Annotated in this window: 21 protein-coding genes; 16 read left to right on the forward strand and 5 right to left on the reverse strand. The window is 40.3% G+C overall.

The features are described 5' to 3' along the window. The first annotated feature begins 1,309 nt into the window (after positions 1 to 1,309). Both ACC612_RS07690 and ACC612_RS07695 read left to right on the forward strand, forming a co-directional pair. The gene (locus ACC612_RS07690; RefSeq protein WP_371853920.1) at positions 1,310 to 1,516 is read left to right on the forward strand and encodes a hypothetical protein; all 207 of its coding nucleotides are present in this window, start codon (positions 1,310 to 1,312) and stop codon (positions 1,514 to 1,516) included. A gap of 209 nt (positions 1,517 to 1,725) precedes the next feature. Continuing rightward, on the forward strand, positions 1,726 to 2,451 hold the full coding sequence (locus ACC612_RS07695; RefSeq protein WP_371853921.1) for an NAD(P)-binding domain-containing protein: 726 nt from the start codon (positions 1,726 to 1,728) through the stop codon (positions 2,449 to 2,451). Positions 2,452 to 2,630: 179 nt separating this feature from the next. Here ACC612_RS07695 and ACC612_RS07700 read toward each other — a convergent pair whose 3' ends face one another. Then, complete coding sequence (locus ACC612_RS07700; protein ID WP_371853922.1) at positions 2,631 to 4,223, reverse strand: FMN-binding glutamate synthase family protein; 1,593 nt, start codon at positions 4,221 to 4,223, stop codon at positions 2,631 to 2,633. A gap of 508 nt (positions 4,224 to 4,731) precedes the next feature. Between ACC612_RS07700 and ACC612_RS07705 the strand changes: the two genes are divergently transcribed. From ACC612_RS07705 to ACC612_RS07715, 3 genes are all read left to right on the forward strand, one after another. After that, on the forward strand, positions 4,732 to 6,666 hold the full coding sequence (locus ACC612_RS07705) for a hypothetical protein (protein WP_371853923.1): 1,935 nt from the start codon (positions 4,732 to 4,734) through the stop codon (positions 6,664 to 6,666). A gap of 119 nt (positions 6,667 to 6,785) precedes the next feature. After that, positions 6,786 to 7,928, forward strand: coding sequence for a glycosyltransferase family 4 protein (locus tag ACC612_RS07710; protein ID WP_371853924.1), 1,143 nt, complete (start codon positions 6,786 to 6,788; stop codon positions 7,926 to 7,928). A gap of 320 nt (positions 7,929 to 8,248) precedes the next feature. Continuing rightward, the gene (locus tag ACC612_RS07715) at positions 8,249 to 8,563 is read left to right on the forward strand and encodes a B12-binding domain-containing protein (protein ID WP_371853925.1); all 315 of its coding nucleotides are present in this window, start codon (positions 8,249 to 8,251) and stop codon (positions 8,561 to 8,563) included. Between the two features lie 26 nt (positions 8,564 to 8,589). Here the strand turns inward: ACC612_RS07715 and ACC612_RS07720 are convergent, their stop codons facing one another. Beyond that, positions 8,590 to 9,180 (reverse strand): hypothetical protein, encoded by a 591-nt coding sequence (locus ACC612_RS07720; RefSeq protein ID WP_371853926.1) that lies wholly within the window; start codon positions 9,178 to 9,180, stop codon positions 8,590 to 8,592. A gap of 83 nt (positions 9,181 to 9,263) precedes the next feature. After that, positions 9,264 to 10,130, reverse strand: a complete 867-nt coding sequence (locus ACC612_RS07725; RefSeq protein WP_371853927.1) for a hypothetical protein — start codon at positions 10,128 to 10,130, stop codon at positions 9,264 to 9,266. Positions 10,131 to 10,390: 260 nt separating this feature from the next. Here ACC612_RS07725 and ACC612_RS07730 point away from each other — a divergent pair, with 260 nt between their 5' ends. The 11 genes from ACC612_RS07730 (at position 10,391) to mtaB (ending at position 22,233) form a co-directional block, all read left to right on the forward strand. Beyond that, a complete protein-coding gene (locus ACC612_RS07730; RefSeq protein WP_371853928.1) occupies positions 10,391 to 11,308 on the forward strand; it encodes a hypothetical protein in 918 nt (305 codons plus the stop codon). Positions 11,309 to 11,379: 71 nt separating this feature from the next. Then, entirely contained in the window at positions 11,380 to 12,543 is a 1,164-nt protein-coding gene (locus tag ACC612_RS07735) for a pyridoxal phosphate-dependent aminotransferase (protein WP_371853929.1), read from the forward strand. Between the two features lie 106 nt (positions 12,544 to 12,649). Continuing rightward, positions 12,650 to 13,135 carry a metal-dependent transcriptional regulator gene (locus tag ACC612_RS07740; RefSeq protein WP_371853930.1) on the forward strand — a complete coding sequence of 162 codons (486 nt, stop codon included), beginning with the start codon at positions 12,650 to 12,652 and terminating at the stop codon, positions 13,133 to 13,135. 166 nt (positions 13,136 to 13,301) lie between these two features. Then, positions 13,302 to 13,538 (forward strand): ferrous iron transport protein A, encoded by a 237-nt coding sequence (locus ACC612_RS07745; protein WP_371853931.1) that lies wholly within the window; start codon positions 13,302 to 13,304, stop codon positions 13,536 to 13,538. A gap of 77 nt (positions 13,539 to 13,615) precedes the next feature. Beyond that, positions 13,616 to 15,604 (forward strand): ferrous iron transport protein B, encoded by a 1,989-nt coding sequence (feoB, locus tag ACC612_RS07750; protein WP_371853932.1) that lies wholly within the window; start codon positions 13,616 to 13,618, stop codon positions 15,602 to 15,604. A 9-nt stretch (positions 15,605 to 15,613) separates the two neighbouring features. Then, a complete protein-coding gene (locus ACC612_RS07755) occupies positions 15,614 to 16,093 on the forward strand; it encodes a hypothetical protein (protein ID WP_371853933.1) in 480 nt (159 codons plus the stop codon). Positions 16,094 to 16,129: 36 nt separating this feature from the next. Continuing rightward, positions 16,130 to 16,363, forward strand: a complete 234-nt coding sequence (locus tag ACC612_RS07760; RefSeq protein ID WP_371853934.1) for a FeoC-like transcriptional regulator — start codon at positions 16,130 to 16,132, stop codon at positions 16,361 to 16,363. A 221-nt stretch (positions 16,364 to 16,584) separates the two neighbouring features. Continuing rightward, positions 16,585 to 18,201 (forward strand): methylamine methyltransferase corrinoid protein reductive activase, encoded by a 1,617-nt coding sequence (locus ACC612_RS07765; protein ID WP_371853935.1) that lies wholly within the window; start codon positions 16,585 to 16,587, stop codon positions 18,199 to 18,201. 34 nt (positions 18,202 to 18,235) lie between these two features. Beyond that, complete coding sequence (locus tag ACC612_RS07770; RefSeq protein WP_371853936.1) at positions 18,236 to 19,336, forward strand: GTP-binding protein; 1,101 nt, start codon at positions 18,236 to 18,238, stop codon at positions 19,334 to 19,336. A 729-nt stretch (positions 19,337 to 20,065) separates the two neighbouring features. Beyond that, the gene (gene mtaC / locus ACC612_RS07775) at positions 20,066 to 20,827 is read left to right on the forward strand and encodes a methanol--corrinoid protein MtaC (protein WP_371853937.1); all 762 of its coding nucleotides are present in this window, start codon (positions 20,066 to 20,068) and stop codon (positions 20,825 to 20,827) included. A 14-nt stretch (positions 20,828 to 20,841) separates the two neighbouring features. Then, a complete protein-coding gene (mtaB, locus tag ACC612_RS07780; RefSeq protein WP_371853938.1) occupies positions 20,842 to 22,233 on the forward strand; it encodes a methanol--corrinoid protein co-methyltransferase MtaB in 1,392 nt (463 codons plus the stop codon). An 88-nt stretch (positions 22,234 to 22,321) separates the two neighbouring features. Here the strand turns inward: mtaB and ACC612_RS07785 are convergent, their stop codons facing one another. After that, complete coding sequence (locus ACC612_RS07785) at positions 22,322 to 24,256, reverse strand: hydantoinase/oxoprolinase N-terminal domain-containing protein (protein WP_371853939.1); 1,935 nt, start codon at positions 24,254 to 24,256, stop codon at positions 22,322 to 22,324. A 135-nt stretch (positions 24,257 to 24,391) separates the two neighbouring features. Then, entirely contained in the window at positions 24,392 to 25,411 is a 1,020-nt protein-coding gene (gene mtaA, locus ACC612_RS07790; protein WP_371853940.1) for a methylcobamide:CoM methyltransferase MtaA, read from the reverse strand. Positions 25,412 to 25,559 lie beyond the last annotated feature (148 nt).

Here is a 25,559-nt window from a genome sequence, read left to right on the forward strand (position 1 = left end):
TTTTTTATCCATGGAGGAGCAAAATTTATGCTATTTATAGCTACCGCCCCCCCCAAAAAAAAGAGAATAGCAGTATCAAAGAAAAAAGGAATAGGTTTTTAAATCAAAATCCTAATTTGAGATTCTCAAATAATTGAACACCTCAATGTGCGAACCGATAAAAGAAATGGCTAGGGAGTATAAAGAATCTACCCACATAGATAGCATAAGAAAACGAGGAAAGCCCACCAAAGCCCTGAAAACCCTTGAGTTTACATGCATTTTATTGTGGTGTTATGTTTCCCCTACCCTAGCAAATACCCATGAAATAGAAGGCTTCTGATGGGATGCAGAACAATGCAGAGGCATGTGGATTAATTTCTCATATATTTCCATAGATCTATTTACATTCCGGGTTAGCACTTATTTCATTTGACTAAAATATAAACTAAAGTAACTGCTTTCTTTATCTAATACTAGAAACGGGAGGGAAAAAAGTGGATTGGAAGTTAATAGCGGGATCAATTGTTTTGTTCGTGTTTACCATCTTCGCACTTGGTATTTATTTTATCATTCAATCGGGATTGCATAAATGAGTCATCCAATTTTATCCTACTTCCACCAGGCACACGAACCCTGCATTTGCTTTGAACTCCTACATATATACAAACATATATTTCAAAGCAAACCACCTGAGAATGAGTAAAATGAAAATAATACCTATAATAAGTATGATTGCAGCCTTCTTTATAGATTTATTTGACTCGGTTTTAATCTGAACCATATTTACCACTCTTGCAATTCAATTACTTCAATATCCTTTTTGAATGCAGAACCATGTTATACTGAATAACCACATTCATTCATTGTTGATTTGGTTTGTACTCATCCTGTGCCAAATAGTGTGGTCTTACCTTACTTCCACCAAGCAAACTAAACCCGCGTGCTCCTTGAATTCGAGCACGGTTCCTTTCTTCCATCGCTTGAGGTCCGCAATACTCATTAGAATTGCCACAGGCTCAAGTGCCAAGTAACCCTGCACCTTATGATCCTTAACTTATCGCCCTTCTTAAGTCCTTCCATATCAACAATGTAGTTGGGAATTGTCAGCCTGTAGTGTCCATTATGCTCTTGTAAATTTTCAACACGTCCTTAGAGCACTGTTAGCAGCACTAAAATAATACTGGGAACAATACTGTTTAGCTTTTGTTGCCATGGTCCGGTAGAATCTGCGGCCGCATGCCTGTGTATAACCACTTAAACACGACGTTCTTATATATCATAACCACAGAGTTGAATATGTAAATAATTTCCATAAGGGAGGTCAATCATGAAGTGTCTTGTTTGCGGGGAAGAAAGCGATACTAAGTATTGCAATACATGTGGTAAGGTTATGGATGAGGTTATAAGGCAGGTGGGAGAAAAGCGCTGGAGTTCTATTGACGATTGTTCTTTCATATACCCTATGGTCCTGCGGGTAGCCAGAGGTGAAATTGGAGTCTATGATATTGTAAGGTCCTTGGATGTCGAGGAGTAATTCTTCCTCTAATTTTTGAGGATAGCAAATATATGTGCGTATTTTTATCATTTAGTTGAACCTATGTGCAACACTCTGCTATTTTATGAATTGAGTTCAATTTAATGAATTTTAATCCAGAAATATTTATATTATTAAAAACCGTATATTTTGCATCTTCTTTCCTCTAATCATATACTTAATATAGAACTTTATCAATGGGGGTTACTATGAAGATTGCAATAATTGGCGGTACAGGCAGTATTGGAAAAGGTTTTGCCCTTCGCTGGGGGCAGAAGCATGAAGTGGTCATTGGCTCAAGAGAACAGGAAAAAGCTAGAGCTAAAGCGGCTGAATATACTTATATCTTAAAGGACAGGGGTCTTAATGCCAATATAAAAGGTGAGTTGAATGCAATAGCTGCTTCTGATGCTGATGTTGTGGTACTGGCAATTAGGTATACCAAGGTTGCTTCGATACTTGAACAGATCAATCCTGTACTGAATAAACAGGTAGTAATTTCTGTTGTCGTTCCAATGGAAAAAGATGTTTGTATGATTTATCCCGGTTCTATTCCTCTCGAAGTTCCGGCAAGCGATTCTGAGGATTACAAGTCTGATTATTTCTGTTACGTTACCCCATCTGCTGGTAGTGCAGCACAGGAAATCGCCTCTCTGTTACCAAAAGGTGTTGAACTTGTATCTGCTTTCCAAAATGTTCCTGCAGCTAAACTATCAAATCTTGATATCCATCTTGATTATGATATAGGTGTATGCGGTAATAGCATGTACTCTAAAAATATTGTATTTGATCTTATCAGGAACATAGATAGTATGAGACCTATAGATATAGGTCCTATTGACGCTTCTTCTATGATCGAATGCCTGACGCCTCTTCTCCTAAATATAGCTGTACGTAATAAAATGAGGGATGTTGGTATTAAATTTATAGGCTAAGAAAACTTTATGCTATAATTTTAATCAAATTCTTATAGTCGTTTTTATTTCTTTTTTTAGACAATAACCGCAGTGATGACTAAAATAGTGTAAACTGTAAGTTAGTAAATATGGTTTAATTTATGAAAAGACAACTTTTATAGGGCGTAAAAAAAGAAAATAGGAACAGTTGTGTAAGATCAACTGTCCAGGATCTCTTCTGCAATGTTCCTATATGCATCCATCACATAGTCGATGCCTGAAACTTTTGCAGCTTCCTCAGTTAAAGCCATGAGGTCTTTGCGTGATAATGTTGGTAGGCTAAACCTTCTTGAGCCAGCCATTAGTTGTTGCAGCCCGACATTTGTCTTCTGAGCATATGAATATATACCAACGGCTCCCAAGGGTATATCTTTCATATCGTTGCCATATCTCTCCTGCAGCTCTTCAAAGTGCACAAAGATCTCTTCTGGTCTGTGTCCGAACTCAGAGACGGTCTTAGGCAGATTGTCTTCTTTCAGCCAGTTACCTATGTTCTTACCTACCATTCCAGGTATCATAAGTGCGCGGCCCATACATACTGCCTTGAAGTGTGGCGCACCCATTGCAATTGCTTTATAAATTCCGTCCTCACTGGAGAATCCTCCAGCCATAGCCAGGTCTGGTATTCTCTTTCCACGCTGTGACAGTTTCTCAGCAAATTCATAGACCAGGGATTGTAGATAGAATGTTGGTATTCCCCATTCTTCCATCATTGGCCAGGGGCTCATGCCAGTACCTCCTGGGGCACCATCATAGGTCAGCAAGTCAATCTTTGCATCAGAACTGTATTTAATTGCCATTGCTGTCTCGGCCATGGAGTATGCACCTGTTTTAAGGGTGATACGTTTAAATCCAAGATCTCTCAGCCTGTCACACTCTGCATGGAATCCTTCTTCGGTAACGAATCCAAGCCTGGAATGCCTCTCAAATTCCCTGATAGCTCCGAGCTTGAATGCTTCCTGTACAGCTGCTAGTTCTGGGTCTGGAGTAACAATGTAACCTCTCTTCTTAAGTTCGATTGCACGATCGAGATCTTTTACTTTGATCTCTCCTCCGATACATTTTGCTCCCTGTCCCCATTTCAGTTCGATGGTATCCATTTCATGCTTGCTGGAGATGTATTCTGCAACACCGAGGTTAGTGTCTTCAACGTTCATCTGGACAAGCATTTCACCATAGCCATCATAGAACTTCTTGTAAAGAGCTATCCTGCGGTCCATTTCGGGTGACTCTTTTACAAGCCCATCGCTTCCACGCTTGAGCTGTGGGTCAATACCACATACATTTTCACCACAAACAATCGTGATGCCCGATATTGCAGCACCAATGGCAAAATGCTCCCAGTTCTTTCTGGCTATATCTGTGGAACCCAGGGCTCCGGTGAAGATGGGCAACTTCATCTTTACTTTCTTATCCCATCCATACTCTGTTTCAGTGATGACATTTGGGAACCTTGCGGTCTCTGGCCCCGGTATCATTCCTTCTGCCATTCCAATTGCGCCTACAGCATATCCTTGGATGTTGAGGTGGGAGTAATCTATTGGGTAGTTCTTGTCTGCACCGGCAGTAATCTCTCCGAAAGGTCCTGGGTAGATTACCTCACGTCCTCTGAATGTGGATTTAAATATCTCACAGTTCCCTCGGCACCCATCTACACAACGGGTACATATACCAGACATCGGTACAACGCTCTTTGACCTGTTGAAGGTTCCAGTAGCTTCATTCGCATTTGGCTGTCTTAGGTTTGCCATATTTTTCACTTCCTCGCAACAACTATCTGCAACCGGGGGTCAACCCCTCGGGTCCTAACCATGCAATAGTAGTAGGATATCGGTTGGCTATTACTATTATTTATTTCTTTTGAAAATGTGTCCTTCTGTTGTCGATTACTCAGAAGTCGGTAGGCGTATGTAGTGTTATATTACTTAAATCATATCTTCATTTGAGTATTCTTTAAACTTCTTTGTTATTTCATCCATCTGTTTCACTAATGTTCGTTCTCTCTAAGATATTTGCAACATGTCTGATTTTCGTATCAGTATCAAAATAAAAAACATAGTTCTATACAGAAAATATAATAATTGTATTCTTGAGTTAATTTTATATTCTAAGATGGGGATTTAATGCCATAATATGGACAAAACCGTATTTCCTTTATAGGAAGCTGCTTTGCCTATAATGGGATAAAAACATGAAACTTTATCCTATTTATCTACCACAGACTATTAAAATTCAGTTCTATGCCTAAGGAGTCTATAAATGCCGGATAAGAATATTGGTACAATCCATAAACTGTTACGTGTTATTACAACTATTTTCCCTCTGCTTATTGTTGCTATGGTAGCTGTCGGCATTGCAATTGCCTACTTTATAAATCGGCCTGATTTTGCTATCAGAGGTTTGTTAGTAGCAGTACCAGCAATTTTCTCTGCCATATTCTTGTCCAAAATGTACAGAAAAGGTATGGATCATGATGAATCTCTTCTCAAGGGAATTTCCTTAAGTCAAAGAACTTCGATTTTAACTTTCGTTGTACTCTACATATTATCTATTATTTTCTTGTTCCTAGATTCCACAAGGACAATATACTACTTTGCAACAGTCACATTGATCTATGTATTAATTTTGAATCAGGTCTTTTCCAGATCTTCAAGTCCGAGTATCATTCTAGCTGAACTCTTTCTTTCAAGTCTAAATTTAATCTATAGTGTTACGCTGAAATATGCTCTGTACTTTGGTGGCACTGATATCATGTCCCATCTATTCCTCTCGCAGGTTACTTATCTATCTGGGCATGTGGCTCCTGCAGATCTGAGTCCTTTTTATGCAAGTTTTCCATTGTTCCACATTTTAAACTCTGAATTTTCTTATTTGCTGGGGATGGAGCTGCAAACAGCTTACTTTATTGGTTCTGGTTTCATCTATTCTGTTTTGATTATCTTCATATACTATTTCTTGATCAAAACTACGAACAACTCTACCCTATCCCTTTTGTCATGCCTTATATATTCCGTCAGTAGTACAGTTATTTATTATAGTATGTACATGATCACAAGGACAATAGCCTATGCAGGTTTCATCATTATCTTGTATCTTCTGTACAAAAGGGATTCTAACAACCGTGGTTTTGCATATCAGGGACTAGCTATAATTGTATCTATTTTTGTTGTGCTTGTGCACCAGGTTTCAGCTGCTCAAATTGTAATTATTATGTTCTTACTTCTGGTATGTGAACGTATTTTATCGAATGAAAAATATGTAAACGGTACTTATTTGGCATTTTTCACTTCATTGTTCATGGGATATTGGTTCTATTTTGCAAATGTTTTTGTGGAAGAATTGCTACAAGGCAGAACAAATATTCAGTTATATGAAGAGTTCCAAATCAAAGAAACAGTTCAGGTTGGTTTAGAGTGGATATATGTAGTACAGCACCTTGATACATCTGTTTTTCTGTTCTTTGCACTCATTGGTATTGGATATATTCTATGGGATCGTATTAAGGCCAGTAGAAGGAATTATGCGGACTATCTCTCTGTATACGCTTTATTTTGTTTGTCTACTCTGGTATTGTACATCCCCACTCCCCTTCAGACATTATGGCAGACAATGACATTGTTCAGATTTGACAGGTTCATGCTATTAATTGCTCCATTTATGGCCTTTGCTATGGCTGCAGGTATTTATTTCCTATTCACTTATTTGTCTCACAATGGGAAAAAACCAGCTTGGATGATAATGATTTCTGCATTAGTTGCTTTATTCGTACTTGCTTCGGTTGTTTATAGTGGCCCCGAGTCAAAGGCTTATTTGTCAGATCCTGTAAGAGAGTACTTCACTCCAGATGAGATAAAAGGATTCAATTATTTCATAGGTCATGTTGATTCCGGATCCGAATTGCACTCGGATTACAACGTAAACAGATTCTTTATTCAAGAGAATTTCAGTACTTCGAAGGAATTAGGACTTCCTTTTTTCAATAGTTACATTATCGCTAATACTGGAGAAATTCCAACTTATTATGGGTACGTAATGGTAAGGCAAAAACAATTCTTAAATGGTGGAATCTATTTCGGAGGCAGTTCCTCAAACTTCCTCTTTAATCCCGAAGAAGGTAATGATGTAGCTTTGTATAACTCACTACTGAAGTACAATAAGATCTATTCAAATTCTGGAGTTGACTTATACTATTAAGGTGTTGGAGTTTTTAACTCCCCCCTCATTTAACTCCGGTTGGAAGACATATCTGGATTGCACGAAGTATTATGTCGAGTCAAATACTGTGACTTTCTGTAAGATAGTAGTTGTTTCTTATGGCACCCAAGAAAGGATTTATATTGTTGGCAAATGTTCCCTCTTATAGTGTGGTACAGTCATCAAGGGCCTTACACATATTCACTGAACTGAAAAAAGAGTATCATAATCTTTATATGATCATGCAGTCCAGTGACAAGAAAGAAATTGAATTAGATAATCTGATCCAAGTGAAACCTCTAGTTAATATTGAGGGTAAATTCGTTTTATTGAAGGGGATGCTGTATAGGTTACAACTAACTCTTTTTGCATTCAAGTTCGCAATAATCCATCATGTGGATTTCGCTATTTTGCGAGGATATGACTCAATCATGTTATTGGTTCTGTTGAAGATGATCGGGGTCAAAGTGTATTCTGATTTCCACGGAAAATATGATCTGGAGCTGACTCAAAGAGGAAAGAATCTGAGAAGTTTCTTTGTAAAGTTTATAGACTCGCTCACTTTGAAACTCAGCAATAGGATGATTGTTGTCAGTGAAGGCATTGAGTCGCAAATACAAGAGTACAAAAATAAGTGTATCTTAATTCCAAATGGAGTTGACATACAAAAGATAGATGATGCCATATCTAAAACTCCGGAATTTGATTTTAAAGGCTACAAGAAGATTGTTGGCTTTGTTGGCAATTGGGAGTCTTTCATGAAAGTAGAAGATATGTGCCAGGCAGCTGAATATGTTCCTGATGTCTTGTTTGTCATTGTTGGTGAAGGATTCAATGCTTCCACATTGATGGAAAAATATAGTGTCAATAGAAATGTAATCTTTGCAGGCAAGAGACCCCAAAAAGATGCATTGTCAATCATGCACATGTTCGATATCTGTATTTTGCCCTACGACAAAATAGATGCACATTCAAGTCATCCTGGTTTTTTCTCCTCAAGAAAGACAAAAGAGTACATTGCTGCCGGTAAACCAATCATTGTTGCCGATGTCATCGGGAAAGAATCTTGTTTGATTCCCGGTTATAATTGCATGCTATATGAGTCAAGAGATCCTAAGGATCTTGCAAATAAGATCTCTGAGATGTTCAATGATCCTTTACTGCTTTCTTCCATGGGCAAGAATAACTTTGAAATGCGAGAGCATTTTACATGGGAATATTTAATACGAAATTCAGGCCTTATTGAGGATATCCCGAACTAATAATTTGCCGGTTATTCTTTTAATGTTTCTTTTTTAAGCAGCTTCATGTTCTAATTGTCTGTTATTTTGAAATATTCTGTTTTACCTTGAATCGCACAAGTTATATATACATCTATTATTATAAAATAAATCCAATCAATCTCTCTAAGCAAGATAGAAAAATAGATCTTATTCAACTGTGCACTATATGTTCTCTATACTTTATTCGTGGATATATATTCACTGTCGATAATCTATTTATTGACTCTGGCTATTTTGCTGTTAGAACAGTTTGATGCTTCGAATAATCAAAAAAAGACAGAAAAAGCCTGATGATAATCATGCAACTTGAAACAGAAGCCACGAACCTCCTTGCAAAAGCAAAGAGGGCTGTCATTGAACATGACGACATTACTGCTGAGCAAGTATCTTATGAGGCATTGGATGCAGGAGTAAGCCCTTTGGAAATCATTGAGCTTGGTTTTATTGAAGGAATGAAAGTCCTTGGTGATCTTTTTGAACATGGGGACATAGATCTTCAGGAAATTTTTGCAGCATCCTTAACCATGAACATAGGTATTGATGTCCTAAGACCCCACATCATGACATCACCAGATAATACATCTGCATTTGGGGATCTTGTGCTGGGGATCTGAAAACCCGGCACACATGTTTGTTTTCATTATCTATTTTCCAGATCTCCGGCAAGGGCATCTAATGTGTCATATACCAATATTTTTTCTGCAATGAATTCACAAAGGGGCTGACCTAACTCCAATAACGTACGAATATTCTGCATTCTGGAACTTCGGAAGCTCTCCAGTTTATGCATAACCTGTTTTTCTTTTATATTCAAAGGTATTTTCCATGTTGCATCATTTCCTGAGAGAACAGGAGTTTCCATTCGTTCCAGATTATTGGAAATATCATTTATTTTGTAGCCTGCTCTTTCCATTTCCTCAAGTTCTTCCAATGATTTTGGGATTATTAACTCTGTTTTTCTGATCAGAGGTTCCGAGTCATCAGGAAATCCCGGTGGGGGCACATTGAAAGCTATTATCAGTATATTATCTTTTGCTGCTTTAAGGAAGGTATCAATACTCTTTTCTTCAAGTTGTTCAGGCGACAAATCAGTCTCAATTGCTACAATATTCGGATCTGGGGAGTCATTTCTCTGGTATTCAACACCAGGTGGGATATATTCCCAACGCGTTATCTTTACCTCATAACCTGCGCTATTAAGTAATACATATAGTTTGTATAAGTCGTGCATATTTTACCTTACTCTGATATCCTATTAAATAATATTATAATTCAACGGTTATATCTATTTGCATCAATTTCTGTCATTTGATATCATATTTGGAACATATTCACCACACCATGACAGTTACAGGTAGTAGCGATGAAAAAAACATCTTTTGTTACATCCTGGACAGCAATTTTGTTATCCTGTGTATTGGGTGAGTGTACATATTCTGAGATTTCTAGGAGGTTTTGCTTCATATCCGTCCCTTTCATTGCACCTATGCCGGGTTTAATCTGATAGCTTTCGAAAACCCATCCCTTAATATGAGGCAGAAGATCCCGTACATAATTTGTTATTGTCTTCTTTTTCTCCCTTCTGAAATTCGGACAAAAATTTTCTGGGCCAGGACATCCGTCCGGGCATATTTCTCCTGGTCTGGCGTATGACAACATTACTATTCCCTTTGTAGGATAGAGATTCGCTATAATGTCTTGCGGGAAATGAGATGTAAATTGATCACAGAACTGTACCTGATCTTCATCTTCGGGTGAGGCGCATATCTCTTTTATACTTTCTTTTCGTTCCGGATAATTCAGGTACTTCTTCACAATATATGCAGCCACATGGCATGGTATTGCTGGTACTATATATTCAGGCATTCCAAATGACAGAATAAAAGGAACCGCATCAAGTCCAGCACAATAAAAATAGATTTGAGGCGATTCTTTCTTAAGTGGGAATTTTAGTTTATCTTCCATGAGCTTACAAAGGTCATTTGCATCTTTTATGAGCTCTGTGCCAAGAGAAGCTGGTGCATTTTTGTCATTATCCAGTATGAGTACAAAGGGAAGGCTATGCTTACGCGCATAATCCATGAAGCTTGTACCTATTTTCCCGCCACCCAGTACGAGATAGTATCCCTCTATGATAGGGAGGGATCTTATTTTTGTTATTATGTCTATTGAGCTCTTCAACACATAGGCCCTCCTTAAGATTATCTTTTTTTGGTACTGCTGGTACATGTAGTATTGCCTGAGGCAAATTCACATAGGGCAATACTCTCATGTAAAAATTTATGTGTAATTCTGTAATATAATTATTCACTGGCTTAAATAAAACCACACAGTTAAATACGATTAAAAGAGAATCATATATGGGGTATGGGGCTAGGAAAAAAGATTAGCATAGAGTATCTTTTTTTCTCCCCAGCTTTTGAAATACAGGAAGTGGTAATATGGCATCACCGATACTTGACAGTGTGTATACAATGGCAGATCAGATTATAGCATTCATCCCGACATTATTGGCTGTAATCTTGCTCTTGATTGTAGGGTTGATCGTAGGAAAAGCGTTGGGTAAGATCGGAGCAAAAGTCCTAGACAGAATTGGTCTTGACGACCTCCTGGAGAAGACAATAATTGGAAATATTATCAAAAAAACAGGAGGGAGCATAGTTGGATTCTTCGATGTGGTGATCAGATGGTTCATCTACCTGATATTTGCGATAATCATCATTGATCTCTTGAAGATCCAGGTGGTTGCAGACTTCATTGCCTCGATCATTCTGTATATTCCTGTAATCTTGTCTGCTTTTGTAACATTATTGATAGGTCTACTTGTGGTGGATTTCCTGGCAGATCTCATACGTAATGTACTCATGGCTACGGGAATAGATGACAAGCTTGAAAACACTCCTCTAGGGACAACGATCAAAGCAAGTGGAATGAAGATATCAGGTATAATGTCAGGTATTTTCAGGGTATTCGGGTACCTCGTCTTCATAGTGGCGGCATTGAATATACTTAACCTGACAATGATTGCCCAGCTCATCGAAAGCATGATCAATTATCTGCCAAACCTGTTTGCAGGTGTGCTGATACTGATCATTGGATTGCTTGCTATTGACTTCTTCGCTGACTACATTGGAAATGTCATGAAAGGCATGAAAGTAGAGAATGCTGATATCTGGGTACCGGCTTTCAGAGGAATTCTTTCACTAGTTGTTATGTTACTAGTCCTGGATGCTATGCTCATAGATACCGGTATTTTCTATCTGCTAATAGGGCCTCTTGCATGGGGTATAGCAGTTGTTGTCGCTTTCAAGTGGGGTATTAAAGAAGCAATTGTCGCTTATGCCAGGGAGAGAAAATAATCCCTGTCCTTTCTTTTTTAACTCGAACTCTAAATCATTATGACATATCTTAATCCATACATTTTAAGTGTATGAAGTCTTATGCTAAGGGCATGTTGTCCTGCAATGTAATAGATATGCCTCCTTTTCATGTAATGGAGATACTGGAGAGAGCACAGGAGCTGGAGGAAGCCGGGAGGGAAATCATACATCTGGAAATAGGTGAACCTGATTTCACCACAGCACCACATATATGTGAGGCAGCTTCTGCTGCAATTTTTGCAGGCGAGACTAAATACACTCACAGCCAGGGAATACCACAACTGCGCGAGGCTATCGCTGACAATTATAACAGGAAATTCGGACTTGATATTGAACCTGGGCAGATCATCGTGACCTCAGGGACCAGTCCTGGTCTTTTATTGCTTTTCATAGCTTTGTTGGAGCAAGGGGATGAGGTCATCATGTCCAATCCTCATTATGCCTGCTATCCTAATTTTGTGCGTGCTATGCAGGCTAAACCTCATTTCATCTATACAAAAGAAGAGAACGGATTTGTATTAGAACCACAGGAAGTTCACGAGGCCATCAATCCCAAAACAAAAGCAATACTCATCAATTCCCCATGCAATCCCACAGGACAAGTAATGACTGCAAAGCAGCTAATGGAACTGGCAGAGATCGCAGGGGAAGTGCCAATCATATCCGATGAGATCTATCAGGGGCTAGTCTATGAAGGTGAAGATCATACTATTCTTGAATATACTGATAATGCTTTTGTGCTCAACGGTTTTTCTAAACTGTACGCGATGACTGGTTGGAGGTTAGGGTATTTGATCGTACCAAAACAGTATGTTCGCACATTGCAGAAGGTTCAGCAGAACTTCTTTATATCTACTAATGCCTTTGTTCAACATGCGGGTGTTGCTGCGCTTACTGGTCCTCAGGATCATGTGCATGAAATGGTCAGGACTTATGACAAACGTAGGCGTTACATGTTAAGCAGAATCAAAGATTTAGGAATGCATGTAAAAGCCCCACCGATGGGTGCTTACTATATACTTGCAGATGCCAGGCAATATGGATCCAGCTCACTGGAACTTAGCTGGAAGATTCTGGAAGAGGTCGGAGTTGCCGTGACCCCTGGAATTGATTTCGGCGAAGGAGCTGAAGGATATCTACGTTTTTCCTATGCTAACAGTATCGACAACATAACTAAGGGCATGGACAGGCTTGAAAAGTATCTTAAAGGCTAATTACCCCTATCTTTTTTAGGGAGTATATAAGTAAATCGCTATACTTAAATACTAATGTAACTCTCATTCCAAATGTTATTAGCTTATCCAGGCAAGGTAATGTCCCATGACCACTGAAAGAACTGAAGATTACTTGAAAGCTATCGAGAAAATCATAGAAAAGAAAGGGTATGCTCAAGTCAAAGATATATCCAGGGAATTGGATCTCAGTTCTCCCAGTGTGACTGGTATGTTCAAGAAACTCACCAAAATGGGCTACATCAATTATGAAAAGTATGGAGGAGTAACTCTTACTGCCGAAGGAGAGAAAATAGCGAAAAAAACTATGGAGAAGCATAGCACTATTCGTGATTTTCTGTTGATAATAGGTCTTGAAGATGAAATTGCCAATCATGATGCCTGCAGGATCGAACACATACTTACTCCACAGACCTTTGATAGATTCACAAAATTTGTTGAATACATGAATTCTAGCGAAGAATTATCTCTCTGTCTCGACCATTTTAAGTATTTCTATAATACGGGCGAAATTATCACTCCTTCTATTTATCTAAAATGTGAGTGCCCGGTACATGGAAAGAAACAGGATTAGTTAGTTATCAGAATTGAAATGGTCAGTGTCCTTTCAATGCACGAAGCAGATTTTATTCTTAATGCTCTTTTGTATACTTAACATAATTAGCTAATTCGAAATTGCTATATATCTAAAATTATGTTTAATTCTCAAAGATAGCAGCTAGCTAATAAAAGGGAACTACATGGTGGAAAACACGCTCAATAATCTTCAGCCGGGGGAAAAGGCAAGGATTATCAAGGTAATTGCTAAAGGCACTGTTAGAAGAAAACTTATGGACATGGGCTTGGTTCCTGGTTCAGAGATCGAGGTAATAAGAACTGCTCCTTTGGGTGATCCCATTGAATTTCGGATAAAAGGTTATAGTCTATCTATACGAAAACAAGAAGCTATTAACATCGTGGTAGACACAGTTGCGTAATTACAACTTCTTCGATCATATTTGGTTAAATCGCTGCTTCATATTTTTTATTATCAATGTGTGGAGGGGAGATTCAAATGGAAAAAATAAGAGTAGCTCTCACGGGTAATCCCAACGTGGGTAAAACAACACTTTTTAACGTGATTACCGGCTCAAGGCAACATGTAGGAAACTGGCCTGGGGTTACAGTTGAGAAAAAAAGTGGTTTAAAGCTGTATAAGGGATACGAGATAGAGGTCGTAGATCTTCCTGGTACTTATAGTCTCACCGCTTATTCTTTGGATGAAGTCGTGGCAAGAGATTTCATTGTAGATGAAAAGCCAGATGTAGTTGTACAGATAGTGGATGCTACAAACATAGAAAGGAACTTGTATCTGACCACACAGCTCATGGAGCTTGGTTCAAAAATGATCATTGCTCTTAATATGTATGATCTGGCAGAAGAAAGGGGAGACAAGTTACATGTAAAGAAAATGGAAAAGATCCTCTCTATGCCTGTTGTTCTCACTATAGCCAGCAAGAACATAGGTATATCTGAGCTTCTTGATACTGTAATTGCAGAAAAACAAAAGGCAAAGCATCATGGCAGAGAGATAGGTTATGGTGACGAGATCGAATCCCGAATCATAGAGATTGAAAAAGTGCTTTCTCAGGATAAAGATCTAACTTCAAGGTATCCTCTGCGGTGGCTGGCAGTGAGGTTACTGGACGGCGATGAGAACATTTTGCGCAAGATCGCCGGGAGTTCGGTAGCTACTCAGATCAAAACTATCCTTGCAAGTCTGGACATCGAAGAATATGAAGCTATGATGGCCGACAAAAGGTATGAGGTCATAAGTGCCATGTTCCCTCAGATGTGTGAGCGTTGCATGACACGAATGACAACTTCAGATATGATTGACAGGGTCATGACCAATAAGTATCTGGGAATTCCTATTTTCCTTGCTCTTATGTGGGGTGCCTTTGAACTTACATTCAGCTTTGCAACTCCATTTATGACAGTAATTGAACGGATTTTCGTGTTGCTGGGTGAGATTTCAGTGGCCTACATACAGCCCAAGTGGCTTGCATCACTAGTAGGTGAAGGCATTGTCGGAGGCGTAGGTTCAGTGTTCTCTTTCATACCTAACATTTTTATCCTTTTCTTCCTGCTTTCTTTGCTTGAGGATAGCGGATATTTGGCAAGGGCCGCTTTTATTGTAGACAGGGTCATGTATAAGATAGGATTGCAGGGAAAGTCGTTTATTCCTATGTTGCTTGGCTTTGGGTGTAATGTACCTGCTATTATGGCTACCCGTAGCATAGAAGACAGAATGGATCGCATGGCCACCATAATGGTGGTTCCTTTCATTTCCTGCGGAGCAAGACTCCCTATATATATACTGTTTGCGGGCACGTTCTTTAGTGAAAATGCGGGGACTGTCATCTTTTGTATTTACTTGCTGGGCATTCTCGTAGCTGTAGGCTCTGCAAAGTTACTGCGCACTACCGCTCTTAAAGGCCATCCAGCTCCTTTTATTCTGGAACTCCCTCCCTATCGTATCCCAAATCTTAATACCAGCATCCGTCACATGTGGGATAACGGCTCTATGTACATTCGAAAGGCAGGAACAATTATTCTGGGTGGTTCAATAGTGATCTGGCTTTTGGCAGCTTTGCCTTGGGGGGCAGAATATGGTAGCGAACAGACTCTTATAGGGATTCTTGGGCATGCTATACAACCTTTGATGGGGTCACTAGGGTTTGACTGGAAACTTTCAGTATCTCTGTTATTTGGATTTGTGGCGAAGGAGATAGTTGTGGCATCTATGGGAGTTCTATATGGGGTTGGTGATGACCAGCTCGCTTTGACTGATAGTCTGTTAGCTGATCCACATTTGTCTCAACTCACTGCAGTAAGCTTGATGGTTTTTAGTCTCCTGTATATGCCATGTATCGCAACAGTAGGCATCATAAAAAAAGAGACCGGATCTTGGAGATGGACAGCTTTTTCCGTAGCATATGGATTAGCTGTCGCATGGTTGCTGGCATTTGCAGTTTTTCAGGGGGGAAAACTGCTTTTCTGAGGGATGTATATGAAGCATGGTCCAGATAAATTACGGGAGAAGATTTTGTTTGGGGCTCTTGTGGGCTCCTTATATGTATTAGTGGGCAGTATTCAGTTTGTACTGGGAATATCTTCTATGTTAGGTGTCGGCTCAGTTCATTTACTTGAAGACTCAGCATTGGGATTGTTCTTTGCTCCCTCTGATATTATTGGCAGTTTGGTGCTCCTGCTTATTGGCAGCATCTTCCTTTATGGCCTGATGGAGCTAAGAAACGGGCTAAATGAAGGCATTGCTTATGTATACGTAGGCATAATAATTTCATTACTCTTTGCAACTGTTTATATGCTTGTGATGAGCGGCAACTGGATGGAATCCTATTTGCTTAATGATCCGGAAATGGCTGGCTGGAGTTTCAGAGATGACTTCAGGCCAGCTATATATCTTGGCGTATTATCACTATGTGGATACATTTTATGGAATAAAGATTTCAGGAACATGAACAAATAAATCAGGGATATAATGATATCTGAAATATTGGGGTATATGTTTGTAGAGAGGCTTTCACTAAATGAGATATCCCTTAAGATGTCAATGTCGGTGGAGCAATTAAAAGACCGTCTGCGAATCATGGAACAGATGGGATACCTCAGAAAATTAGATTCCGATCTTTCTTTAAGTTGCAATTCATGTTCTTCGTGTAAAATATGTCATGACAGTGATCTGGGCAGTGGGCAATATACGCTTACTGAAAAGGGTTCAAGATTGATAAAAAGATAAGATAGCCTTTCCTGCTATATCTTTATGAATATTTTAAGCTCTCTCTTTATTAGTATATTAAATTATTTATTTACTGTTCATGTATGGCAGTAGTCTCAGTGATATGGGTTACTTATCTGGCTGAGCAAAGAATCTGAACGATTTTTTGGAGGATGTTAGGTAAAAGCATATATAGTTCACGAATAAAGATACATTATTCTTACATATATTGAGGAACAAATATGAGACCAGGTGTTGCAGTAGATATAGGAACCAGTGGTATCCGTGCACAGAAGATCGATCTTGATACAGGAGAGATCAAAAAGACAGTAATTACGCTGAGAAACCCTCTTCCAGGCGCAAACATCATGGACCATATGGATTTCGCTATAACGTATGGGCAGGATCTTGCACATAGTCTTCATGTGAATGCCGTAAGGAAAATCATCGAACAGCTTGGGATTAAACCAGAGGAACTTGAAAGAATAGCTATTTGTGGTAATCCCATTCAGTTGTCTATTTTCCAGGGCATACCCATAGACGATCTTGCATACGCCGGTGAAAGGAAAAAGGAAAAATTGAACATCAAAGAGCAGAAAAGGGATGCTGTAATTGTAAATTGCAGTGATATACCTGGCCTTGAAGTATATCCAAATGCAACCTTAAGGGTTCCACCTGCCATAAGGCATGAGATCGGTGCGGATGCCCTAGCTCTCATCATCAAATCCGGTTTCCTGGAAACTACAGATATTGCCATTGCTACTGACTATGGGACTAACGCTGAGATGGCACTGATTGTTAATGGAACCATCTACACAGGTTCTGCTGCAGCAGGCCCTGCATTGGAAGGTCAGCAAATCGCACATGGAAAGCTTGCATCTCCGTTTGTGATATCTGATGTGGAGTTCGAGAATGGCAACCTCAGGAACTATGTGCTTGATGAGGAAATGAATACTACAAAGGCAAAACTTGTTGACCCTAAGAATGGAGAAGTCATTGAAGATCATTCTCTCAAGGCAAAGGGCATAACTGGAACAGGTGTAATAGCAGTTGTTGATGCCGGGATGAAGAATGGAATCATACAACTGCCTAAGATAAACACTCCTGATCATATTCTGCATTTGCAGGATAAGGTAAAGTTCTTTGAACAGGATGTAAGTGAAGCAGGACTCGCAATGGGCGCTCTGCGTGCTGGCCATCTTGCTCTGTGTAAAGCTGCAGGTATCGAAATGAGTGATATCCGCAAAGCATACATGTCAGGTGCCGCAGGAACATACATGGATGCAGTCAAAGCCCATCACGTAGGTATGGTACCATTCAATGTGGATGAGGTCATACAGATAGGTAATACTTCACTTTCCGTTGCCAGGGAAATATTAATCTCGGAGGAAAGGCTCTGGGAATTGCAGGCAATCGCAAGAAAGATCCTCAGCAACCATGTCATGTTCGCAACCGATCCGGCATTCAAGGATGCATATATTCAGGAAATATCATACTGGACTGAAGGCATGCCGTTCAAGATGCTCCAGAAGATACTCAAGAAGAAAGGTCTCCCTATCCTGGAGGAGGCTTCAAAGACCGTTAAAGTGGACAGGCGTGTGCAGAGGGATATACCTGTGCTGGGTGAAGAAGGTCTTGAAGTGCTGGAGCAGGTAGGTACTTATCTTACTATGAAGGTTGACTGTCCGGAGTGTAAGAAGTGCATCAAAGTGTGTCCAACAGATGCTATTACTATAGACGATGATGGTCTTGTGATGATAAGGTCTGATCTTTGTGATGGTTCTAATTGCAAGAAATGCATCAGGGCATGTCCGCCGGATAAATTCCAATGGAAGAATCTGAAAGTAATGGAGATCTAATTCTCCTCTTCTTCTTTTTAGGGATGGTATCTAGATGAAAGTTTTAGTCATCGGTGGGTTCCTGGGTAGTGGAAAAACATCGACTATTATAAGGCTCGGTAAAGAACTGAGTGCTCAGGGGAACAAAGTTGCTGTTATCGTAAATGAGATCGGTGAAATCGGAATAGATGGGGATGTAATTTCCAAATACGGGCTGGATACCACTGAACTTACTAGTGGGTGCATCTGTTGCAGTCTTAAAGTGAACATGAAGAATACTATCACATTGCTCATGAAAGACTTCAAGCCAGATTTGTTACTAATTGAACCTACTGGTATCGCCTTTCCTCAGGTGATCAAGAATGAAATAGATCTGATGGATCTCAAAGATACATCAATTGCTCCGTTGGTCACACTCATTGATGGCAGCAGGTTCAAACAGATAATGAAAGAGGTCAAGCATTTCTCCATGAGGCAGATAATAGATGCGCAGATTCTGGGCATCAATAAGGTCGACCTGATGGAACCGCGTCAGATTCCTATTGTAGAAGCTTCTGTGCAGCAGCTCAATCCCAAAGCTAAGGTTGTTCAGTTATCTACAAAGATGCAAGACGCTCATTGGAATGATTTTATAAAACTAATGCTCGAAGAAGATGTCATTGAAAGTACTGCTGGTAAGCTTCGGACCGTAAGCCCAGAATTAGAGTCTATGGAATACGGACAAAAAGGAAATGACAGTCTTGATTCCATTGAGGCTTCAGGTATCAATAGCTATGCCACTGAGTTTCTTGTTGATGGGGGAACAATCCTTCCTGATATTGCTAGAGGCATAGTGCAGACTGCTATGTCCCTGATTAAAAAGAGGGTTTTGGAACAGAGTCCTGAATTCGTAGGGCATATCAAGATGTTCCTGGAAAATGGCGTTGAGACTATAAAAATGAACCTCACAGCCCATTATGAAGAGCCTTCTCTTGAACTTATAAATTCAAAGACGGATATTCCTAAGTTCAAGGTACTCTCGGCTGTATCAAGTATTGATAAGGCGACTTTGATAAGTATAGTAGATTCTAGTGTATCTGAAGCATTTGCACAAAAGGGTATCAATATCCATAAACAAGGTGGAAAGCATCAGCATCACGTTTCTCTAAAGTTGTAATGTTTAGATGGGCACTAATTGGCCCTATCTCTTCTTTTGGTTTAGTTTTTAATTAGGCGGTATTGTTCCTATATATAAATCTATTTCCTTCTCTCATGCGCTTCCATTTTTGTCTAAAACTGCAGTGCTATAAAAACACTACTATATATTACTTTTGGTCGAACTACATTTGAACAAAGGTTGTTCTAGCTAAAGACAACTCTTATTATCTTACTTTTTATAAAATAAAATGCAAAATGTTATCGTCTTTAAAGTTCAGATTTAAAAGAAATTCAATTTCATTCGCACAAATAGTGCCATACTTTTTCGATGATATTTCTCCTATAAATATGAATAAGGGTTTTTAGCTGCCTTTTATAATAAAAAGTGTCATCTTGTGGCTTATTGTCAAAAATGCGATATATGGTCTGTCTATTTATTTATTAAAGCTTCTTTTTTGCATTTTTCAATTAAATGAGCCTAAAATATTATTTTATTATAAAAAATAGATTTTTATTAAAATTATCCGGTATATTAGATTGAATTATGGTTGCAAAAATAACTTTAACCGCAATACTTATATGCGGTACAATAGTACTTCCTTTTGTGGTAAGGAAGGAGAACAGGTATAAGATCTAAGGTGTAAGGGGATATATCTCATTACAGCTTGTTCATACTGTTATCTGATTGCCACATGTTTAAGTTGCTGTGCATTATGCATGCAACATAAACCAATAAGGAGGTAAATAAATGGATTTAGACCCCAGTAAAATTCTAGTAAGGTACAATGTGCAGATGGAGAAGGCACAGACACCTGAGGATATGGCCGCTGAGAAATATCCAAAAGCTGAGCCAGCCAGAAGTATATCTAAGGCAATTTTCGAGGGCGAAGAGGATGACGTTGTCGAAGGTCTGAAGAAGGCAATCGCCGGCGGCGCAAACCCAATCAAGTTGATTGACGATGTACTTATGCCAGGAATGAAGATCACCACAGATCTTTATGACATAGGTGTAATTTTCCTGCCAAACGTTATGATGTCTGCAGATGCAATGCTTGCAGGTATCGAATTCTGTAAAGAGAAATCCGGCAGCGCCCCAACTCCAAAGGGTAAGATTGTATGTCACGTCGCAGAGGGTGACGTTCACGACATCGGTAAGACCATCGTCGCAGCCCTGTTAAGAGCAGCAGGCTATGAGGTCGTAGACCTTGGCCGTGATGTTCCAGTAGATGAGGTCATTGCAGCTGTAAAGAAAGAGAAGCCAATGATGCTCACAGGTACAGCACTTATGACAACAACCATGTATGCCTTTAAGGAAGTCAACGACAGGCTTCTTGAAGCCGGTATAAAGGTACCATTCCAGTGCGGTGGCGGAGCAGTTAACCAGGACTTCGTAACTACATATGAGCTTGGTGTCTATGGTGAGGAAGCCGCAAATGCCCCCAAGATGGCAGATCTGATCCTCGCTGGAAAGAGCTTGAAGCAGCTGAAGGAACACTTCCACATGCACTAAATGAGGTGACAATAATGACAGTAAAAAGATACACTGAAATGGCATACAGCAAGGCCGACGACATGCTCTTCGGTAACGCAAAGCACCCTGTAAAGGCAAAGTTAGGTCTGGAAGTAGGTGCCGGCTATGTTACAGCCGAGGTTAACTACGCGCCAAGGCCAGAGGCCGGACAGTCCAAGGAGAAACTGATCTCCGAATACCGCAGGCTTACAACTGACATCCTTGCAAGGTGTGTACAGATTGGTTTCCCATCAATCTCACTCGAAACAGAACACGTGCAGCAGATGACCAACAACCCATCTTGGGGAGGCGAAATTGCTCACGTCCAGAAGACCATTCTTGAAGAATACCATGAAGAGTATGGTATAAAGTGCGGTCTCAGGCACACTCCTGGTGACATCCGTGAAGAGCGCGACTACCTTGCACTCATCGGTCCAAAGTACGACTTGCTTATGGAATCCTTCGAAGCAGTAGCAGAAGGCGGCGCAGACTTCCTGTCCATTGAGACAATGGGTGGAAAAGAAGTCCTAGACTACGCTGTCCTGAGAAACGATGTACCAGGCCTTATCTACTCAATAGGATGCCTCGGCTCCATTGACATGACCATGATCTGGCAGGATATCAGCAAGATCGCCCAGAAGAAGGGTGTAATCTCCGCTGGTGACACTGACTGTTCACAGGCAAACACTGCAATGTTTATTGCAGGTGGACTGCTTGACAAGAACCTTGCTCACACCCTTGCAATCATAGCAAGGACAATCTCTGCAGGAAGGACACTCGCAGGATACGAAGCAGGTGCAAAGGGTCCAGGTAAGGACTGTGGATACGAGAACACTATCGTCAAGTCCATCACTGGTACTCCAATAGCCCAGGAAGGAAAGTCCGCAACATGCGCACACGGCGATGTCATGGGTAACCTGACAATGCAGTGCTGTGACCTGTGGTCCAACGAGTCTGTAGAATACCATGGTGAATTCGGTGGTACCTCAGTCCAGTGCTGGGCACAGACCCTGAGCATGGATGCAGCACTCATGAACGTTGCACTCAACACCGGAAACGGAAAAGTGCTCCGTGACATGATGGCTCTCTCCGACAAGTACAGAGACCCACAGGGCTATGTTCTCGCATACGACAACGCATGGAAAGTTGGTAAGGCAATCACCAAGGACGGAAACGACCTGTACCTCCGTGCAAAGAACGCAGCAGTTGAGACCGTCAACATCTTGGAAGGCGCAAAGGCCGAGGGCAAGCTAGTAATGTCCCGCTTTGAATTGAATGCACTTGCAGATGCAAAGAAAGCAATCAATGCACTCACTGACGAGTCCGACAAGTTCATGAGCGACATGCTCGCCCTGTACAAGTCCGAAGTAAAAGTATTCAAGCCAGAAGCGAACTACAAGTTCTAAACTTGAGTTCCTTTCTTTTTTCTTTTTTTCTAACTCTTAACTTCTAGCAGAAGCTTTGTTCTTTTAAAAAAGTTTATTTTAAGTACTTTTAGCCATTATTTTGCTTCTTAGGGTAACCTATAGCTACGACTACAATTCTTGTTTCAAGAGGAGCATGTTTCCAATCCTCTGGAGAAAATGATTGCTGAGAGAACTCTATTTCCATATTGTGTTTACTTACTCCACAATCATCCATGTATTCATTTGCAATTCTTACTCCTATTGCTTTTGCATAGTTCAAAGCTTCATTGTAAGTTTCCAGTTTGTGCCTTCCCAAAGGAGAAAACACTAAGTAGTTCCTATCGGGTTCAGAGACAGAGAAAGGTCTGATAAAAATTTCAACCCTCTTAATTCCTTTTCCAAATAGGGCACCTGCAGCATTACCTACTGCCGCATGCTCTGGAACAGTAATGTCCGCATCTATTATCTTAGACAACTCTTCTTTAAAGGAAGCAACAGGTCCTCCGATCATTACTACTGGCATATCCAGCTTGAAACGAGCTGGGAAATAACCATTAACTATCTGCTCTATACCTTTTCTTTCAACACCCTTAAGAAGAAATGCCATCAAATCAAATGCAATACTATGTGCCATTTTTTCTTTAACAGCAAGTGCAAACCCTCTCTCATCATTTTTGGTAAAGCGAGATAACTGGCTTGCTCCTATCAAGGATCCTTGTACATTCCAGCGTGTATATTCGCCAAGTATATGCAGTGCATCGGTGGGTGTAAAACCAATTGGCTGTATCAGTCTTTTACTTATAAGGCTATCAAGTATGACTGAAGACGGATATCTGTAAGAAGATGATGCGATCTCCTCAAGAGTCAACGGTTCATTCCCTATGGCTGCCAGCACTTCCGTTTCGAACTCATCAAGTTCTATTGGATCAAATCCAGTCCTCACGTACATCCTTGCTGGCTGGATGTTCATATCCAGTGAACTACGGGAGGGTATTAAGCATTTTTTCAGTTTTTCAATGAATCCAGGATACCTTTCTGCCGCTAGGCACAGGGGTATAACTCTTCTGGGGCCGATAAAAATGTGTTTACTCTTTACCCATACTTGGCTATCTCCTCCAAGTGCAGATGTTTCCATTCGTGTTGCCCTTACTCTGGTCTTCCAGCCTCCTACTACTGCACCTGTATCAGTGAGCTCTGGCACACCCTTTATAATGCTGGAAACATCAGTGCTCGTTCCGCCTACATCAACTACTGCACATGTTTCCAAACCGCATAAGTACGAAGCTCCGACAAGACTTGCCGCAGGGCCTGAAAAGATGGATTCGATTGGCTTTTTCAAAGCTTCATTTATTCCGATCACAGTTCCATCGCATTTCAGCATTATCAGCCTTGCATTCATTTCCCTTCTTTTTATCTCTCTTATCAGGGAGTTTATAAAACTTTGACAAATAGGCAAAAGCTGGGCATTAAGGGCAGCAGTGACAGCTCTTTCATATGCACCCAGGTCTTGGGATAATTCATGTCCACATACAACCGGTAATCCAGTGATATCATTCACGATTTCCCTGATAGCCAGTTCATGTTCAGGATTGCGAATACTAAAAAAACCAGATACTGCAAATGCAGATACTGATCCCTTTACTCTCAAAGCAAAATCTCTTACGGCAGCGATATCAAGGGATATAGTTTCCTCACCATCGAAAGTATGACCGCCTGATACTATTGTACAATGTTTGGCAGGATATGTTCCTTTGATCGGATGGTCGCCTACTAATATTAAAGCTACTGGACTTCCTGTTCCTTCGAGCACCGTATTAGTTGCAAGTGTGGTTGAGACCGAAACCAGGCTTACTTTCTCTAGTTCATCAGTTTGCAGACCATCTATTGCATTGCGAATTCCTTTGATCAGATCGGGATATGTGGTAAGAGCTTTACTTGTAGCCACTATTAAACCATCAGTATCTCTTACAAGAACTGCATCAGTATACGTTCCTCCAGCATCTATTCCAAGACTGAATTTCATGATAGTTCCACTCTCTTCAATAACATTCTGAATAGAAAAGTAGTTTGAATATTTAGCTGCCTTCGTTTGGCAAACTGTAATTTTGAAAAAAAGAAGAATATGTGGTCATGCAGACCACAATTAGTACAAATTTAATTACTTGTAGAATGCATCTCTTGCAGCTACCATTGCCTTAAGGTTGGCAACTGGGGTGTCTGGTGCGATACCGCATCCTGGTGCAAGTACATCTACGCCTGCCTTAAGAGCAGTTGTGGCTGCTTCTGTTACTTTTTCAGGAGTGCCTGCGAGCAGAACGAATGGGCTTGATACATTACCGCAAATAGTTGCTTTTCCAGCTACCTTTGCCTTTGCGCCAGCCAGATCCTTTACTTTTTCTTCGATACTGATGGACACAAATCCACAGTCTGCCATGTCAGGGACAATTGCAGTAACGTCACCGCAGATATGGAGAATCATTGGAACCTTAACTCCTGCTGCAAACTTCTGGAGTATTGGCTTGAGGTCTGTCTTAAATGACTCTGGTGACATCAAGTCAGGAGAACATACTGGGTCTGGTACACTGATCACATCTGCACCAGCATCTGCCAGAGCATTTGCATATGCGATACATGCGTCAGTTGCAAAGTTCATTATAGTGTTGTATGAAGCCTTGTCCTTTATGGACCATTTCATGAACTTCTTGACACCGCAGAGGTCTGATGCAAGGGTGATTGGTCCTTCCATACCTGCAATCACTGGGATCTTTCCATCTGCTTTCTCCTTGAGGATCTTCATTGCTTCAAGTACAGCGGGTATTCTGCCCTGTGCAAGGAGGTTCTCAGGCATCTTCAGGTTTGCAACGCCGTCACTGTATGGGTGAGCTGTAACAGATGGCTGTCTGTTCTTAGTACCCATGTTGACCTCACAGCCCATTGCCTGTGCAAGAACTGTAAGACAGTATGGAGCCCTTACACCCTCAAGACCGCATACTTCATATGATGCGTATGCGAGTTCTGCCATGAGCTTTGCATCGCTGTGTGCCTCTGGCCATGCAGCGCCGGTTTTGTCCATAAGTTCAACAATAGCGCTCTGTGTTACAGTCAGTACTGGAACTTTATCGACTTCTTCACCTTTCAATGCTTTTAAAAACCTTTCCTTCATGTTTAAGTCGCTCATAGTTAATCCTTCTCTCCAATTAAAGAGTTAGTCACCTGAATTTGCAATACATCAAATATAAAACTATTGGGAATAACGTTTTATAGTGGATAAATTATATATTTCTACTCAAAAATTACAGTTTTTATCTATATTTACCTTTCTTTCT

The organism is Methanomethylovorans sp. (genome assembly GCF_041447285.1).
Taxonomy (GTDB): Archaea; Halobacteriota; Methanosarcinia; order Methanosarcinales; family Methanosarcinaceae; genus Methanomethylovorans.